At 49.3% G+C, this 17,989-nt stretch carries 12 protein-coding genes; 6 read left to right on the top strand and 6 right to left on the bottom strand.

Going from position 1 to position 17,989, the window contains the following annotated elements; genetic code table 11:
• Positions 1–22 precede the first annotated feature (22 nt).
• Complete coding sequence (locus NYE54_RS01280; RefSeq protein ID WP_339269425.1) at positions 23–1,996, bottom strand: TerB N-terminal domain-containing protein; 1,974 nt, start codon at positions 1,994–1,996, stop codon at positions 23–25.
• A gap of 138 nt (positions 1,997–2,134) precedes the next feature.
• Here NYE54_RS01280 and NYE54_RS01275 point away from each other — a divergent pair, with 138 nt between their 5' ends.
• The 3 genes from NYE54_RS01275 to NYE54_RS01265 all read left to right on the top strand — a co-directional run bounded on the left by NYE54_RS01275 (position 2,135) and on the right by NYE54_RS01265 (position 5,125).
• A complete protein-coding gene (locus NYE54_RS01275) occupies positions 2,135–2,797 on the top strand; it encodes a M50 family metallopeptidase (protein WP_339269424.1) in 663 nt (220 codons plus the stop codon).
• Positions 2,798–3,060: 263 nt separating this feature from the next.
• Positions 3,061–4,242 (top strand): phosphotransferase, encoded by a 1,182-nt coding sequence (locus NYE54_RS01270; protein WP_339269422.1) that lies wholly within the window; start codon positions 3,061–3,063, stop codon positions 4,240–4,242.
• Positions 4,243–4,504: 262 nt separating this feature from the next.
• The gene (locus NYE54_RS01265) at positions 4,505–5,125 is read left to right on the top strand and encodes a class I SAM-dependent methyltransferase (RefSeq protein ID WP_339269420.1); all 621 of its coding nucleotides are present in this window, start codon (positions 4,505–4,507) and stop codon (positions 5,123–5,125) included.
• Positions 5,126–5,805: 680 nt separating this feature from the next.
• Here NYE54_RS01265 and NYE54_RS01260 read toward each other — a convergent pair.
• A complete protein-coding gene (locus NYE54_RS01260; RefSeq protein ID WP_339269418.1) occupies positions 5,806–8,595 on the bottom strand; it encodes a sugar-binding domain-containing protein in 2,790 nt (929 codons plus the stop codon).
• Between the two features lie 147 nt (positions 8,596–8,742).
• Here NYE54_RS01260 and NYE54_RS01255 point away from each other — a divergent pair, with 147 nt between their 5' ends.
• A complete protein-coding gene (locus tag NYE54_RS01255) occupies positions 8,743–9,675 on the top strand; it encodes a helix-turn-helix domain-containing protein (protein WP_339269416.1) in 933 nt (310 codons plus the stop codon).
• A gap of 131 nt (positions 9,676–9,806) precedes the next feature.
• Here the strand turns inward: NYE54_RS01255 and fhuB are convergent, their stop codons facing one another.
• Together fhuB and NYE54_RS01245 are read right to left on the bottom strand one after the other, a co-directional pair.
• Entirely contained in the window at positions 9,807–11,798 is a 1,992-nt protein-coding gene (gene fhuB, locus NYE54_RS01250; RefSeq protein WP_339269415.1) for a Fe(3+)-hydroxamate ABC transporter permease FhuB, read from the bottom strand.
• A gap of 110 nt (positions 11,799–11,908) precedes the next feature.
• Positions 11,909–12,943 (bottom strand): iron-siderophore ABC transporter substrate-binding protein, encoded by a 1,035-nt coding sequence (locus tag NYE54_RS01245; protein ID WP_339269413.1) that lies wholly within the window; start codon positions 12,941–12,943, stop codon positions 11,909–11,911.
• A gap of 313 nt (positions 12,944–13,256) precedes the next feature.
• On the opposite strand from NYE54_RS01245, the gene NYE54_RS01240 reads away from it, so the two are divergent.
• Positions 13,257–13,475 (top strand): helix-hairpin-helix domain-containing protein, encoded by a 219-nt coding sequence (locus NYE54_RS01240; RefSeq protein WP_339269411.1) that lies wholly within the window; start codon positions 13,257–13,259, stop codon positions 13,473–13,475.
• A gap of 132 nt (positions 13,476–13,607) precedes the next feature.
• Here NYE54_RS01240 and NYE54_RS01235 read toward each other — a convergent pair whose 3' ends face one another.
• A complete protein-coding gene (locus tag NYE54_RS01235) occupies positions 13,608–15,377 on the bottom strand; it encodes an oleate hydratase (RefSeq protein ID WP_339269409.1) in 1,770 nt (589 codons plus the stop codon).
• Positions 15,378–15,489: 112 nt separating this feature from the next.
• A complete protein-coding gene (locus NYE54_RS01230) occupies positions 15,490–16,056 on the bottom strand; it encodes a TetR-like C-terminal domain-containing protein (RefSeq protein ID WP_339269407.1) in 567 nt (188 codons plus the stop codon).
• Between the two features lie 403 nt (positions 16,057–16,459).
• Here NYE54_RS01230 and NYE54_RS01225 point away from each other — a divergent pair, with 403 nt between their 5' ends.
• Positions 16,460–17,980 (top strand): flavocytochrome c, encoded by a 1,521-nt coding sequence (locus NYE54_RS01225; RefSeq protein ID WP_339269405.1) that lies wholly within the window; start codon positions 16,460–16,462, stop codon positions 17,978–17,980.
• The last annotated feature ends 9 nt before the right edge of the window (positions 17,981–17,989 follow it).

Genomic DNA, 17,989 nt, shown 5'->3' with positions numbered 1-17,989 from the left:
CAATCGATTTCAATCCGTCCGGTTATACGGACTTCAATGTTTCCAGCATATCTATATAATCATCCGTAATGGCCTCACCATCGATCAGAAGATCACCGATGGTATCCATCGCGGCCTCATTGATCTCATCGAGCAATAACGCCGGCATAGAACCGGCCTTCTCCGCAATTTGCTGCAGCCCCGGCCGGTTCGGTCCCGCCTTGAGGGCGTGGAGAACTTCCAGGTGGATGGGATTAAGACGCTCTGCGAGCTCCTGCCATTCCTCATCCTCTACCTCCCATTGCCACGACTGCTCTCCTACTGTAGGCATCATTGTAAAGGCCTCTTCATCTACGACGTGCGGGTCTATAACATGGATACCCCCAGCCTCAGATGAATGTTCATCTAGAGGGCCCATGGATTGCATTGAGCGATCATCAGTGTTCCCTGATGGCTCCATAGACCTTCCGTTAGTTACTTCTGATTCTGATTGCTCCGTGTTCACGGAACGAACGATGACATCTGCATCGTCAAGCTGTTCACGCACCTCTATGGCGCCCGGCTCATAAGGGTCCGCATCAAAATCCATCACAGCTTGGAACACGTCCGGTTTCTTCGCCGCCGATTTTCGGGAGGAACGGCCTTTGGAAGGCGAAGCCATGTTAGTGCTTGTTCCCGCATCTTCGGAGTGGCCTGGAGAGGCTCCAACTGACGGAGCAGACTCCGGTACCGGCTGGCTGTTGATCACCTCAGCCTGCTGCCCGGCTTCCTCCGTAAGCAGCATGTCGCGGACCTGGTCCGACTCCCGCTGTAATCTGTGCAGCTTCCCTGTGTCGATCTGAACCTCCGGTATCGCCTGTTTGCGCTGAGCCTCCAGCTGCTCCTGAACCTCTTTTTTCAGATAACGGGTGACGATCTCTTCCACTTCGGGCTCAACCGCATCCTGGCCGCGCAGCCGTCCCTTAAAGCCTCTCAATTCCCGCAGCTTATTCTCGGTCAAGCGAACCAGCCCCGTTATATAGGAGCGCAGAGGAGCGTACTCGCTTAAGGATACCACCGTCAGCACGACGTTTCGCCCGTATAACCCATGATCGTACACCGCGCTGCGGAATAAATGCCGTTTCACCTGCCGGGGCCGTGGCTGAAAGCGGTCGATGAAGCGCTGCCCCTTCATTTTGGCTAAGTAACTGTCCACGAGTGCAATCACCTTCGGGGCGTACTGTTCCAGGTCCTTGCGGCCATTCTCCTGGTAAAAACGGCTCTTCTCCACGTCATAATCCAGCAAATCCAGCAGCAGCTCCCATGATAGCTCCACGGGCTGGAGAGAGAACCGACGCTTCCATTCCTTCTCCTTCAGCTCAGCGGACAAGACGCGCGGGAAGCGCTGATACGTTTCCCGGATCGGCATATCCAGACCATGCACGATCATAAAATCATATAGCCACTCCCGCAGGTACGTATCCAGCTTGGCATAACGCTTCCGGTAGGCCGTCCACGCCTGCTCCATCAATGCATAGCCCTGCAGGGGATCGCTCCAGCCCACGCCATGGATCAGCTCGTAAAAATAGACAAACAAATAGGATAAGTCCGTATCCGGGTACCGCCCGGACCTTACTTCCTCCCGCCAGTAAAAATACCATTTGAACTGGTCGCTGGCCATCTGGTCGTAGGTCGGCCAATAGCTTTTGAAAGCTACAAAAGGGGCCTCTCCCTCTACATGCCATGCGAGCTCCCTTGCCTTTTGCACGAATTGCTGCTCCTTGGTCACGTAGCGGAAGTCCTCGCCCCAATTCATATCCAGCGGCTCCTGCGGCTTCACAATCAGGGATTCCTTCGCTCTGGCAGCAGAATCAACGGGTTCCTGCCCCTGATGATCTGATGGCTTGTCCGGTAACGAGACGTCCTGCTCGTCGCCGGCCAGCTCAAATTCAGCAAAACGAATCCCTTGGTCATTCACGAGCGTAGTATGTCTTATATGTTCTATGTGATTGTCGTTGTTAGGCTTATCGTTTTTCATCGAATATGAACCTCCGTCACAACTTCAATTATACCATTTAACCTATAGGGACTAATCGATTTTCACATGTTTCTCATCTGTATTATAATGGACGGAATGATAGTCTAGCGAATGACTTTATGCTGAAAGGACCTTCGAATGAATAAATGGCTGAAAGCATTGTTATTTCTAGTGGGTGCGGCTATTCTGACAAGACTGATCCCCTTCTCTTCCTGGTTCCGTATCCTGGATACGATGATCCATGAGCTGGGGCATGCCGTCATGACCCTTCTCATGTCGGGACGGGTGCTCAGCATCGAGCTGAATCCCGATCACAGCGGCGTGACCTATTCCATGCTGGCTTCCGGTGGCTGGAGTCCGATTGTGGTCTCGCTTGCAGGCTATATGTCGGCATCCTTGTTCGCCATTCTGATGTTCTACGGCTATGCCAAGAAAAAACAGGACACCGGCCTGATCACCATTACCGTGCTTGCCCTCATCATGATCATTTTCTTCGTACGCGCCGGCTATGGATTATGGTGGCTCATTATTTTTATGATCGTGAATCTGATCTTCTATTTCCTTGGCGAGAAGGTCCGTAATTTCTACTACCTGCTGCTCGCCTTTCTCGTGCTGGAAGAATCTGTAGTCGGTCCGCTAACCCTCCTGACCATGGCGCTGACCCAGCCCAAGCAAGCGGGCGACGCCTCCAACCTGGCTAACATGACCGTGCTCCCGGCCTTCGTCTGGGCGCTGCTGTTCCTGCTGTTCTCCCTATGGTGCGCGAAGATGGCGCTGCAGCTGTTCTGGAAGAAGCGGTGAAACAGGTTAGTCGGAAGACAGGCAAAAGAAGCCAGCGTTATCCAACCATTGGGATGACGCTGGCTTTTTTATAAGGGCTTGATTTTCATGTGAAGCAATCTTGTCGGAGATGGAGCAGGATTGGCCTCCTCTTCGTCTAATATACTGTATATGTGCATTAGACGAATTTGACCATTGGGTTCTATGTGGGAAATGGGTGAATTCGTAGAGAAAACATTATCTAAAATCAATGCAAGTAAAAATTAAATAAAGGGATAGATTAAATGCACTCAGAAATTATATTGAAGAATAATTCCAACATACCTATAGAGGATAAGATTGACCAGATCAACGCTTGTATTGAATCTATACATGGAAATTCAACTGCTGAACTTGTGTCAATAACTTGTGATGATATTGGTTATAAGACTCCAAACTTCACAACCTCTGGTATATTTCGTTTGCATGGGTTGGTAAAGCTATATAACGAATTGAAGCCGTGGTGCGTTATCTTAAAAATCATTAAGCCAGACACACCCGAGAAAGATAACTTTGAACATCACAACTACTGGAGACGTGAAGCACTTGTATTTGAGTCAGGAGTTTTAAGAGAACTTCCCGATTCTATTTATGGTGCAGAGAGCTATTTGGTTGAAGAACAACAAGATGGTACCATATGGATCTGGATGGAATATATTAAGGGCGAATACGCAAAAACAGTTGAGCAATTTTCATATATCGCCCGACAATTAGGCCGTTTTAATGGGGCCTATCTTAAAGGAATAAAAATGATGCCTGAACATGAGTGGATATGCAGGGCTTGGCTCAAATCATGGTCGATTGCATGCCGCATGTATGCTCCTAATGTGGAGGAGTATGTAAGTCGAATAGCTACAGACAATGTGCGAAGTACTTGGGCTTGGTATCAAGATCTGCTCGGTAACATTGACTCTTCAATAGACTCGCTCCAACAGCTGCCGCGTGTATTGGCACATCAAGACATGAGCCAGATGAATATGTTTCTCGTTAAAAAAGAAGAGAGCGAAAGTCAACTCGTTCTAATTGACTGGCAGTTCATGAGTATATCCGGTATTGGCGAAGACTTGGGTAAGTTATTCGGGGTGAACATGAGTCTTGGAATTATTCCGCCTGACCAATATATGAAGTTTCAGAACTCTTTATATAATGCATACCTGGAGGGGTTGCGAGATATGGGATGGCAGGGTGACATAAGATTAGTGAGGTATGGATTCTGTTTAAGCACTGCCCTAAGAAGTGTGTGGGAGGTCCCACAGTTCTTTTCCATTATGGCTCAGTTAGAAGACGAGCCTAATAATATTAAACTCAGAGAAAAACTTACCCGCCTTGATTGCATTATTACAGTACATAAACAAATGGCCGCGAAAGCGAATTCCATTAAACTTATACTAAAAGAAAAACGCAGCTTAATCGAAGAGCGTATTTAAATCAGATAACACCGCATTCATGCTGCGGTCCTAGCGACCCTCGGTCCCGGAAGAATAGAGCGAGAAAACGTATGCCGGGACACATATGCGAGCTTAAGAGCAGCGCTCTAAGGCTCTCGGCGTCGTGAATTCAAGAATGTTAGGTGAAATTGTTATATGAATCAAAGCATGGAATACATAAAGGAATATCGAAAACTCCGCTACGTGCATTAGCCCCTTGATTGTCAGAAGTAACATTAATCACATTCAGGAGAACCAACTAATGAATAACAACTGGAATAAAATTATTTATAAAATCTGGTCACCCATTTATGATAAAATTTTCAATTCAAGCATTTTTCTCCAGACACGAAAACAAATATTCCAAGAGACCCCCTTCAATAACACACAAAAGATACTTTTTGTCGGTGTTGGTACAGGAGCTGATTTAGAGTTATTGAACCATTATGATTTAGATATAACGGCTATAGATTTCTCACCAGATATGTTGAGAAAAGCAAGAGCGAAATTCAAGAATTCTCGCATTAAGTTTTTAGAAATGGACGCTCAAAATATGGCATTCAACGATATGTCGTTTGACTATGTGGTTGGAAGTCTAATTCTTTCCGTAGTACCTGATGCTGACAAGTGTTTTCAAGAAATGGGTAGAGTTTTAAAACAAGAAGGAAGGATCGTTATTTTCGATAAATTTACCCCTAGTAACAATAAACTCTCGTTATCAAAAAAGTTGTTTAGACCACTCATTAAAGTCTTAGGAACAGATATTGGATTGAATTTTGAAGCGTTGTACCTAAGAAATAATAAAAATTTAATTATAGAAGAAGATAAACCCGTCATGCTGAAAGGGATGTATAGAAAAATAGTTATTAGAAAAATCAGTTGACATCTTATACAAGATTATTCTTGATTGGTGGTTAAGTTTATGGGAGAGGCGTGTAAATTGAGCTGTGGTCACTGCTCTTATAATCAAGAGGTGTTTTTAGGTATTGGATTTCAATATATTAATTTGATTTCCATCTTAGAATGGTATAAGGAGGATGTCGGTCGACAACGAATCAGAGAGTTTATGCATGAGAAGGATTCGACTTTTGACTGCTTTGATGGTCTGTATGTATGTCAGAAGTGCCGCTATCTACTAAATGAACCATATTTACATATGAGATCAGATTCTCAAACGTATACGAACCGTTACGTATGTCCGCGCTGTACAGCTCCAATGCCATCAAAGCCTTTAGAGTATCTCCAAAACACAGCACTAGATTGTCCTGATTGTGGGCAAGAAAAGCTCGTGGTGAATTTTTATATGGATTGGGATTAGGGCGTCCATCTAGGCCAAGCGAGTTTTTTTACTGAAATAATTGCACGCACAGACTAAGTAAGAAAAGAGAGCGGCGTTATTTTCAAAGAAGGCGAGAATATCAGATAACACCATATTTCCAACCTTAGGACCATCGAGACGAAAAATCCCCATAAAAAATGGGCTGCCCGGCACGTAGTTATTCACTACAAATGGACAGCCCACTTCGTATTATACTCTACATTAATGGTTTGTATTTGCCATGATCACCGGCACCGTACCAACAAATCGATCGGATAGCGGCCCGCATTCCGTCCGTACAGACTGATGCCGCCCTCCTCGGCCCGCAGCTCCAGTCTGAAGCTGCGCTTGCGGTCAAGCTCTGCCGCGAGTCTCCCCGGTACCTGCGACTGGCACAAGTATCCATACGAACCAGCTTCTTCCAGAAGGTTGTTGACCGGCTGATAGTGCCACGACAGAACGCCTCGGCTATCGGCCGGATCATCCGTGAGCACAGCCTCGCCGATTTGGACATCGTCCACCCACACGGATACACGGGATTCATGCAGCTCTTCATCCGTCATATAATAAGTGCTTGGGTTATACTCCACGTCTGCCGACGCCCCGTGCATAAAGTCGATTCCGTGCGTGCGATGCCGTGCACCCTCGATATTTCTGGCTAATAAGCGTTTCGCGCCAGCCTCGAAGAAAATCTCGATATCGCGGATCAGCGGCTGTTCGTCATGATCTGGCAGCTGCACCTCATAGACGAATCGGCCTTCTCCGCCGCCATTCACTTTGGAGCCTTGAAGGGCCTCCCACATATAGGCGAAGCTTTGTTTACGGAATGTGTTAACCGGGATGCTTACGGTTTTGCCTTCCACTCCATCGTTCCCCTGTCCCTGTCCTCCACGCACATCAAACGTTGTAAAGTTGCGCGTTACCACACCGTTCGCAGCATTCAAGAGACGAACTCCGAGGATCGCAACCGCATCGGTCTTCGGCATGCGAAGCTTCAATTCCGTTAGTGGCGTAACACCGTAGCCGTCCCAGGCCACTTCCAAGGTCCCTTGATCAGCGACAACCTTCGTTCCGAGCTGATCATAGGATAATTCCCAAGCCAGAATAAGCTTCTGTCCATGGTATTGATCCGAATAACTGGAGCGCAGCAGCGGTATGACGGCCTCAGCCCCTTGCTCCAGCGTCTGGCAAGGCGGTGCGTCAATCACGATGAAGTCTGGCGTGTGCAGGTCGGCGATCGTCATGCCCGGCACAAAATCCTCATACCCGAATTTTTTGTCCGTCCCATCCAGACGGTAGTAGCCGTTGAATTCGTTTGTCACGTCACGGAATTCCGTAAATACGAAACCGCACAGCTTATCATGGCGCCGGAATTCGTTCAGCATGTAACGGTAATGCCACGCGAGATCGCTGTCCCCGGCTCCTCCGTCAATTCCCCACACGTTTCCACATTCGCTGTTCATGAGCGGAGCATCGCCTTGCTGATTGCCGCCGATATAGTTATGTTCGGATCCCGGATGAGTCTTCTGGACAATCTCCTCGATATGATTGCGCAGCGGTTCATACCCATTGATGTAAAAATGCCACGTGTTGATATCCGTCTCCACATGATCGTAAGCGCATGGAGAATTGTCCTCCACAATCCGAGTCGGGTCCAGCTCCTTGGCCCATCTGTATTTCTCCCTTACCCATTCCTGCGTCTCCGGAAGATAGTAGCTGTGCTGCTCCTCTCCGCCCGTTAAACCCGTCGTTTTACTGTCGGTACGGAGTCCCCAAGTTTCGTTAAACATGACCCATGAAAAAATCGACGGATGATTCCGGTCCCGTTCAATCACTTCCAGCGCCTCGCGTTCATAAGCAGAACGTGCCGTTTCATCCGGATTCCCCCAGAAGCATGGCATATCCTCCATCACCAGAATCCCGAGTTTATCCGCCCAATACAGCTTGCGAGGCTCCTCCGGTTTGATATGAATTCGCACGAAGTTCAGTCCAAGCCGTTTCATCAGATAGATCTCGTCCCGCATCTCCGTATCCGTCGGATAGGTGAAAAATCCTGTCTGGTGGTAGGATTGGTCCAGCGTCCCGTTTAAATAGACCGGCTTTCCGTTGAGCGTAATCCAGCGATAATCCCGTCCATCAAACTTCGCCGTTCCGATCTCGCGTATGCCAAAATAAGTATGGACGACATCCTCGCCCGAGGAACCCGCCAGGCGCAGCTCCCCTTCGTATAAATGAGGGGTTTCGGGGCTCCACAGCCGCGGTTCGTGGACTTGGAATACCGTTGTCCGTTCATTCGCGCCTTCTTGCAGCTCCCACTCCACCTGATGCGTAACCGAGCCCTCCGCAAACGAGAGTTGGAGTGTCGCTACGCCTGCTTCTTGAGCCTGGATCTTGGATTTCAACTCGATCTGACCGTCAATAGAAGTCGTAAAGATGGCTTGCTCCATGTAGGTTTGCGGCCGGGCCTCCAGCCAAACTGGCTGCCAAATGCCCCGGATCTCACCATACCCCTGCTTCCCGCGGGCTTGGTAATTATGGTCGAAGTCCTCTGCACGCACAACGATCGTATTATCTTTTGCCGAATCCCACACCGTTGTCACGTCAAATTCAAAGGTTCCGTAGCCGCCTTGATGCGAGCCGACATGCTTGCCATTGACCCATACATCACACAGATAATCGACGGCGCCAAACCGCAGAAAGATTCGGGACTGCTTCTTCGCCGGCTCCCATTTCACGGACCGACGATACCAGCCAACCCCCTTCTCGTTACGCTCAATCCCGGACAAGGGACTAACCCAAGAGAACGGCACCGTAATCTCTGAGGTAAAAAGGCTAGCGTCTCCGCCCTGTAAGGCAGTAGTGTCATCACCGGTACTCGTACCCGCTTGCTGTCGTACCTCATCTGATCCTTCCGTATCGAGCCGGAACGACCACTGGCCGTTCAAATTCAACCAGTCTTTTCGCTCAAAATCCGGTCTGGGGTACTCCGCGCGCGGAATTTCCGTGTGAATGGAGGGTGCTACAGGAGTCTTCATGAAGCGAACACAACCTTTCCTTTTTCTGAATTTGCCCCTATTCTAGCACCTGTATATAATAAATGCAATGTACATTATACTTTTACAATACATCGAATTTATTGTACACTTGGAGCTACTACAACTCTTCAGTAAAGGAAGGGGATTATGAACGAATCGAAGCTGGAAACCAACCGTTATCCGGCATCCCGGATCGTGGAAGTAGCCAAGGCCCTATCCAGTGATGTCCGTGTTCGCATCCTTGAAGCGCTCGGCGATAAACCGATGAGTGTCGGTCAGTTGGCGGAGGCGCTTGGGATTGCGCAGCCTACGGTATCCATTAATGTCCAGATGCTAGAGCAAGCGGATCTGATCGTCTCTTCGCAAGGAGCGAATCGGGAAAAAATCTGCGCCGTCACCTGCCGCTCCATTTTTCTCGAACTCCCCTCGAAGCCCGGCGAGGGGCTGCAGCGCACGGAAGAAATCCACATGCCGATCGGTATGTTCTCCCACTGCTATATCGAGCCAACCTGCGGCATGGCAGCTCGGGACGGTTCTCTGATCGGATCGCCTGACGATCCACGCGCCTTTTACATGCCGGAACGAACGGAGGCTGCGCTGCTCTGGTTCTCGGGATCAGGATATATCGAATATTATTTTGCGAACCCTATGCCGCCTGGAGCGGCTCTTGATGAGCTCCGCATCCGCGCGGAGCTTAGCTCTGAGGCGCCTTCCTTCCAGCAGGATTGGCCATCCGACATCACCGTTAGCATCAACGACCTCCCTGTAGGCACTTGGACAAGTCCCGGTGATTTTGGTGATCGCAAGGGGAAACTCACCCCGGATAAATGGAGGAGCGGCAGTGAGTACGGCATGCTGACGGAATGGCGCGTAACCAAGCAGGGCAGCCAGGTCAATGGCCACGAATCCAGTGCTACGACCATCGATTCGCTGGAGCTTGCCTTTAACCGGCCCATCCGCGTCCGCTTTGAAGTGAAGAAAGACGCCGAGCACCCGAACGGCCTGAATCTATATGGTTCGGGTTTCGGAGATCATCCGCAGGATATCATCCTGTCGTTTGTGCGGTACACGGAAGCCTAACAGCCGACCACAGCCAGAAGAAGCAAAGCGAGGCAAATCTAATAATCAACCGATTGAAGACAAAAAAAGGCCATCCCATGTCACCTCTCTTGGCGACTATGGAATAGCCTTTTTGGATATTCAACATACGGTTATTTATGTTTCAGTTTATTGGTTTTCCCCATCAAATATAACAGGTACGGCGCACCCAGAAGCGCGGTAACGATACCCGAAGGCAGTTCCTTCGGAATCATGACCACCCTCCCGATCCAGTCTGCCCCAGCCAGCAAAATTCCGCCGAGCAGCGCAGCGATAACCATCGATTGCCGATGGCGGGCCCCAACCAGCATTCTGGCGGCATGCGGCGCAAGCAGTCCGATAAAGCCGACCGAGCCGACATTGGCTGCGGCAATCGAAGCCAACAGCACCGCAATGATGGCGACGTACATCCGGGTATTCCGTACATGAAGGCCAAGACCGGTGGAGCTTTCTTCGCTGAACGTCAGCAGATCCACCTTCCGCCCGAGCCACGCAGCCAGAGGCAGCAGGATCAGAATGGCGGGAACAATCCGCTGGACCTCCGTCCAGCCCCGGTTATACGTGCTTCCCGCCATCCAGGATAATGCGGGCGCTACGTCGACCTTCGCATGAATGATCATCAGATTGATGATGGCAGAACCAAGCGCGGCAACTGCAATTCCAACCAGCGTAAGAATCGTCGGATGAAGTCCTCTTTTCCAGGACACCGCGTATACCAAAGCGGCTGCAGCCAACCCTCCGAGAACCGCTCCGACCGGTACCCAGCCAGCCGACAATTGCGGAAAGCCTATCATCAGAAGCAGTGCGCCCGCACCGGCTCCGCTGGTCACTCCGATCACCTGGGGATCTCCCAGCGGATTCCGGACCGCATTCTGCAGAAGACTGCCGCTGACGGCCAGCGCCATGCCGGACAAGCCGGCTGTGAGCAGCCTCGGCAAGCGGAATTCCAGCAGAATCTGGCGATACATCGACTCGCCGCCTCCCGTAAGCACGGCCAGCACTTCCGTGAAGGGAATGCGCAGACTGCCGCTCATCAGGCTGAATATCCATACCAGCGCCAGCAGCACGCTGAACAGTGTTACCAAGGCCGGATATGGTATCCGGCGCAGGCTCGTGACCGCCATGGCTGATCCGCCGGAAGCCCCGCTCCCTCCGATCAACGAGCGGGATACCCGCATGGCAAGCCAGATGAGGCACGGGGCTCCGATCATGGCCGTAATGGCCCCGACCGGAAGCTCACCGTAGGCGTTTATGAACATCCTGGCCACCGTGTCGGCCCCGACAAGCAGAGCAGAGCCCCATAAGGCAGCCAGCGGAATTAACCCCGCATGCCGGATCACGCCGGACAGGCGGACCAGATGAGGAGCGACCAACCCGATAAAGCCGATCGGACCGACCACGCTCACGGTCACGCAGGCCAGCACAATGGCTGCCCCCATCGCAAGCAAGCGGGTAGTGCCGACTTTTTGGCCAAGGGAACGTGCCGACTCTTCATTGAGGGTCAGAATGTCCCACTGGCGTACCGCTAAACACAGCACGATCAGCCCGCCAATGATCCACGGCCATGAAAAAGCTACGCCATCCCAGTCATTCTGAATTAGCGAGCCGGAGCCCCACAGAAAAATCCCCTGCGTCGTTTGCTGGTTCAGCAGCACCAGCGCACTCGTAACGGAGGATAGAACCAGAGTGACGATCATCCCGGACAATGCAATCCGCAAGGGGGAGCCCTGCGTTTTTCCCGCCAGCGCATAGACCGCTACAGCCGCCAGTGTTCCCCCTGAGACAGCCAAAGGAAGGGCATACTGATGCAGCAGTCCCGGCCAGAAGATCATCCCCGCCACGACGGCCAAATAAGCGCCGGCATTCACGCCAAGCGTTGTCTCCGATGCCAGCGGGTTGCGCGTGACGGTCTGCATGAGCACACCCGACACCGCCAAGGCCGCGCCTGATAATAGGCCCATCACTGTTCGAGGAAGACGCACGCTGCGGATGAGATGATGATCTGCAATATCCTGCGGAGACACCAAGGCTTGGACCACCGTTTTGACGGATATATCCGCTAGCCCTTGCGTCAAGCTGATAAATGTGAGAAATAACAGAGCCACAAGGCCTCCAACCAGCATCCATAACGGCTTCCAGCCCCTACCTGAGGAAACGGGTGGGGCTGGATGGATGCTCACCGGCGCGGAGCCTTGTGCCAGTTTCTTACCGAGACTCATTTTGTGAGCAGATCAGCTGTCTTCTGGGCCATGGTTTGGGCAGACAATGGGCCGCCGTATGGCCACATGTCACCGCCAAGTGCATACACGCGGTCTTCTTTAACAAAGTTCAGACCTTTCCATACCGGATTGTCCTTCAATTGGTTCTCGATGACGTTATCGCTATCCTGAATTATATGCAGGAAATTCGCATCCTGAAGGGCAGGCAATGCCTCTACGTCCCCAGTGGTAAATCCATATACCTCAAATTGATTAGGCTTATGGGCATTGGTTAACCCGATGTGCTCCAAAATTTTGACGGCCAGGGAATTGTCCGTCGAAATCCGGAACGTCACCGCATTCTGGTTACTGTACCCCATCGCCAGCGCAAATGGTTTTTCCGTCATACCGGCAGCTTCAAGCTTGGCTTTGGCGTCGGCATAGGTTTGATCCAGGTCGCTAAGTACTTTTGCAGCTTCGTCTTTTTTGCCAAGCACGTCAGCAATCGTATTGAAGGTATTAACCATCTCTTCATATTGGTCCCCTTGTCCCTCAACCGGATAAGGATCGAATACCAATGTTGGCGCGATGCTGTTGTAAGTATCATAGCCAGCTTCAAGATTCGATTTCAAACCGATGATCAGGTCCGGCTTCAAGGAAGCGATAAGCTCGAGATTCGGCTCTTGACGAGTGCCGACATCGGTCACGTCCGAACCGATCTCCACCGGAATGTTTACCCATTGGTTCATCCCCTCAATATCTGCAATGCCGACGGGCTGAACGCCGAGCGCAAGGACATCCTCCGCGTAAAGCCATTCCAGTGCGACAATACGCTTAGGAACGCCAGTGATTTCCGTTTCGCCCAGGGCGTGCTTAATGGTTCGGGTCTCCGGCGTGGCCTCGGTGTTATCCCCACCCTGTGCGGCCCCTTGATCCGAATTCTGCGCTGCGGTAGAGCCGCCTCCATCATTGGATGCCGCGCCTCCGCCACAACCGGCTAAAACCAATGCAAAAATCAATACGATAAACACGAGACCCTTCATACTGCGCATTGAATTTCTCCCCCTCATACCCTCTATGTATTGTAGATATTGTTTACTAATAATAATTATTGAGAACAATTATCATTATCAACACTCAGCACAATGATAATTATTCTCATTAAGATTGTCAATAGAATTTATGAAGATTGCCTGAACCCTCCATGAATCTGCCTTTTCTGCCATGAGTATGGAATTCGTTCTTTACAGAACATGAGATGTATAACATAATCTTACTAAATTATTCCTACAAACTTAGCGTCTACCATTCAGTCTGGTGCCTTATATCCGCTTTAACAAAACAACCGAAAAGAGAGGGATCTGCATGCGTGACAAAACCCCCACTCCGGCTGCAGAGAGCGATTTTCCCGTTAAGGCCGGTAAACCTGCACGTCGAGCCCTAATCGCTGCAGGCTATCATCAGCTTGCCGACCTCACCCAAGCATCCGAGAAAGAACTGCTGGCGCTTCACGGGGTAGGGCCCAAAGCGATCAGAATACTGCGCGAAGCTCTTGCCGAGAAGGGCCTTTCCTTCAAAGAATAAATAAACACGATAGGTCTCCAAAGGCCATAAAGGCCAGGGATCTATCGTGTTTGTTTTTTTCCATACAGCACACCAATCTTGGATTGGTGCGCTCATTGATGTTCCATATCATCTTTGACAATGGGACTTCGACTATATGATGTTATAGCGTTTCAACATATCTTCGATGACGGTTCCGGAAACTTTTTTCAAAGCCTGCTTTTCTATTAAGTTCATGATCAACGGAAGCTTCAAATCGGTTAGTTTTTTACCGTCCATCATTTTGGAAGTGGAGTCCAGCAGTACACGGACATCGTAGCAGGAGCCGAACACTTCGGGTACGCCGCGGTCTACGTTTAATAAGGTGTACACAGCCTCCATTGCCGTTCTAACCGAATATTCGGTTGTAAATACGGTGTCGCGAACCGTGTCGGCAAACTGTCCGATAAACGCGAAGTTGACGCAACCATCCGGAACTACTTTTGGCCGGTCTCCTTCTGTTCTCGGCATGAAGAATGCCGTAATGTAAGGCATCATGGTCGGGATGCAGCGGGCAGAGTTGGCAGCCATGTCAGCAATTTCATGCTCCGGCACACCCAGATGGTACAGCCACTCCATCGTAATTTCCTCGCCGGTACATTCTCTCATCGGCTTCTTGATGTAATCGCCCGGAACATCGGTGAATAATCCATATACCCATACCACAAGCTGATCTTTCGGCTGCTCTTTGAAATGCGGTTGACGATTTAAAGTGTAACTCATGAGCCACTTGGAATCCTTTACGGACACGATGCCGCCGGTAACGACCTTTCCGCTGAACGGGTCGCGCTGACAAACTTTTTCAATATAGGGCGGAATTCTGTCATCAAGTGTCGTAACGGTTGCCGATTCCCAGTTCGTCGCTTCCGTATTCGTGCAGAATTTATCGGGGCGCCCAAAGGATGGATCCTGCTTGGCGATATTTCTCCAGAGCTCCCAGCAGCCGCCTGCGGAACGATTGAATTCAGCCGCACGATGATGGTCGCCCGAAGAAGAATTTTCCGTGCAGCTGCCATTTGTCACAAACACCAAATCATCTTCCGTTAAATCGATATATTCCTCATTGCCAGCACGGCGACATACAATTTGCTTGGCAACCTTCTTATTACCTTGAATATCAAATACTACATTCGTGACCGTTGTATCATATTGGAAATGAACGCCATGCGACTGCAAATATTTCATCATTGGCAGAATCAATGACTCATATTGATTATATTTCGTAAATTTTAACGCCGAAAAATCAGGCAGTCCGCCAATATGGTGAATGAATCTTTGAATGTAAAGCTTCATCTCCAAAGCGCTGTGCCAATCTTCAAAGGCAAACATCGTTCTCCAGTAAAGCCAGAAATTCGAGGCAAAGAAATCCTCCGTGAATACATCGGTAATTTGCTTATCATACAAATCTTCGTTTCGAGTAAAGAATAACTTCACGATTTCCAGCGAAGCTTTTTCACTCAGAGCAAATTTTCCATCCGTATGGGCATCCTCGCCTCGGTTAACCGTGGCTCTCATTAGAGAATAGTTTGGATCTTTCTTGTTCAGCCAGTAAAACTCATCCAAAACCGATGCGCCTTCAATTTCAAGAGACGGAATAGTACGGAACAAATCCCACAAGCATTCAAAATGATCTTCCATTTCCCGTCCACCGCGAATAATAAAACCTTTATCGCTGTCATGAATTCCGTCGCAGGCACCTCCGGGAAGACTAAGCTCCTCCAGAATGTGAACCCGTTCTCCCTTCATTTGGCCGTCGCGCACAAGGAAGCACGCAGCTGCCAGAGAGCCTAAACCGGCTCCAACCAGATATGCTGATTTTTTGTCGACATCGACCGGTTTTTCCGGACGGGCAAACGCTTCATAATTTCCATTGCTATAATACATTCCAGTCACCTCCGAATTGATTCTAGCAACTTCATCATAAGAAAATATTCGGAGGTCTCCTATAGACAATGTCCGCCTAATGTCGAAACTTTCGACAAAAGCCTAATATTGTCTAATGATCGTGGTGCGATTTAAACTTTTCAAGCGCGAAAAAAATATCTCCTTGAATCAAAATGCTTAGCCGGTCCACAATCGCAGCGGGCTCTTCCTTCATCCCTTTAGCAATCCAATCCAGCATCAATCCTACAAACGCATATTTATAAAAGTCAGCGATAAACGACTTATCATCATCCCTGATCGACATCGTAACGGCCTTTTCCTCGATAACTCCTATCAAAAGATTATAGGTTACGTTAAATAGGTACCTTTCCAGTTGCTCTCGTTTAATCGAATGATAGACACTCGTCACAAACGCCTTGTTTTTCAGCACATACTCAAATATTTGCAATAGGCCCTGCTGCCACGTGTCATATGTTTTCTTGCCATCCAACGCTATGGTAGCCTCACTTGTGCAAATCCACTCCACAAGATCATAAATATCCTTGAAATGATAATAAAACGTTTGGCGATTTACTTCGCAGTCCTCAACAATATCAATAACGGTTATCTTATCAAGCGTTTTTTTCTCAAGCATTTTTTTTAGCGATAGGGCAAGCGCTTTTTTTGTTGTTTGTGCCATAAAACCCCTCCAATCAAGAGCGTAATCATCCACACAGGCAATGATCAGATTATATATCTTCATTATAAAGGAACTCAACGCGAAAAAGCGGTATCCTTATGAGGCAAAATAAATTGGAAACACGCAGGAAGTCAAGAGATCGTAGCCCGGGTGGCATCGTAATAAATAAGACCCAATACACATTGTGAAATAATTCACCACATAATTGATTGCTCTATATTACAATGAAGTGGACCTGACGAGGCCGACCGGAGGGAGGCAACCAGGGAAGATCTGAGATTCGAAGAGTAAAGGTCACGCTCACGTTCCTTTTCACTTCTCGCTTTCCTTCGTTACGACCTCCTTTTTCGATTGGCTCTTTAGGGTCAACTAAATAGATATAGAGAAAATGGAGGGTTACACAGTGAAAAGGAAGTTTGCAGCAACGCTTATACTCATTCTCTCTTTCATGCTTGCTATCGCGGGATGCGGCAGCGGGAACCAGGATCAGAGTCAGGACAACGCGAAAAAAGAAGAAGACCAAGAGACAGCCGTTTCGGGTGCGTCCCAAACCGGTTATACGCCGATCGATCAGCTCAAAGAAAAGTATGATATCATCATCGTCGGTGCAGGCGGAGCCGGTATGTCTGCTGCTCTTGAGGCAAAAGAAAAAGGCATGAATCCGGTCATTTTTGAAAAAATGCCGATTGCCGGCGGGAATACCATAAAATCATCTTCGGGCATGAATGCTTCCGAAACCAAGTTCCAACAAGAACAGGGCATTAAGGACAACAACGATTTATTTTATGAAGAGACTTTAAAGGGCGGTCATGGAACCAACGACAAAGACATGCTTCGTTTCTTCGTTGACAACTCGGCAAGCGCGATCGATTGGCTGGATTCCATTGGGATTCGGTTGAACAATATCACCATTACGGGCGGCATGAACGAAAAACGCACGCACCGTCCTGAGGACGGCTCAGCAGTAGGACAATACCTTGTCAACGGACTGGTAAAAAATGTACAAGAACAAGAAATTCCGCTATTCGTCAATGCCAAGGTAACGGATATTACGGAAAAAGACGGCAAGGTAAACGGCGTCAAAGTCATCTTCAACGAGAATGATGAGAAAAACATTGCAGCAGATGCCGTCGTTGTAACAACCGGCGGTTTCGGAGCCAATATGGACATGATTTCCGAAGTTCGGTCCGATCTGAAAGGGTACGTGACCACCAACCAGGAAGGCAGCACCGGTGACGGCATCACCATGATTGAAAAGCTCGGCGGTACAACGGTCGATATGGATCAAATCCAGGTTCACCCTACGGTGCAGCAGGAGAAATCTTATCTCATCGGGGAGGCCGTTCGGGGAGAAGGAGCCATCCTCGTGACCAGCCAAGGCAAACGTTTCACAAACGAGCTGGATACTCGGGACAACGTCACCGCCGCCATCAATAAGCTTCCTGAAAAATCGGCTTATCTTGTGTTCGATTCCGGGGTAAAATCCCGCGTCAAAGCGATTCAGCAATATGAGAAAATGGGCTTTGTCATTCACGGTGATTCGATCGAGTCTTTAGCCAAAGAAATGGGCGTCCCAGCTGATCAGCTTAAAGTCACACTGGATACATGGAACAGTGCGGTGAAGAACAATAAAGATACCGAATTCGACAGAACGACAGGCATGGATAACGACTTGTCCGAAGCGCCATACCACGCCATCCAAATCGCCCCCGGTATTCACTACACCATGGGCGGCGTAAAAATCAACACGAACACGGAAGTTTTGGATAAAGACGGCAAGCCTATTCCAGGATTGTTTGCAGCCGGTGAACTAACAGGCGGATTGCACGGTCAAAACCGGATCGGTGGCAACTCTGTTGCCGAGATCATTATTTTCGGCCGCCAAGCCGGCATCAAATCAGCTGAATTTGTGGGAGCACGGTAAGCTGTAGTC

The organism is Paenibacillus sp. FSL K6-1330, assembly GCF_037976825.1.
Taxonomy (GTDB): domain Bacteria; phylum Bacillota; class Bacilli; order Paenibacillales; family Paenibacillaceae; genus Paenibacillus_AQ.
The sequence above is the reverse complement of the archived record's forward strand: the minus strand, read 5'-3'. Positions and strand labels throughout refer to the sequence as shown.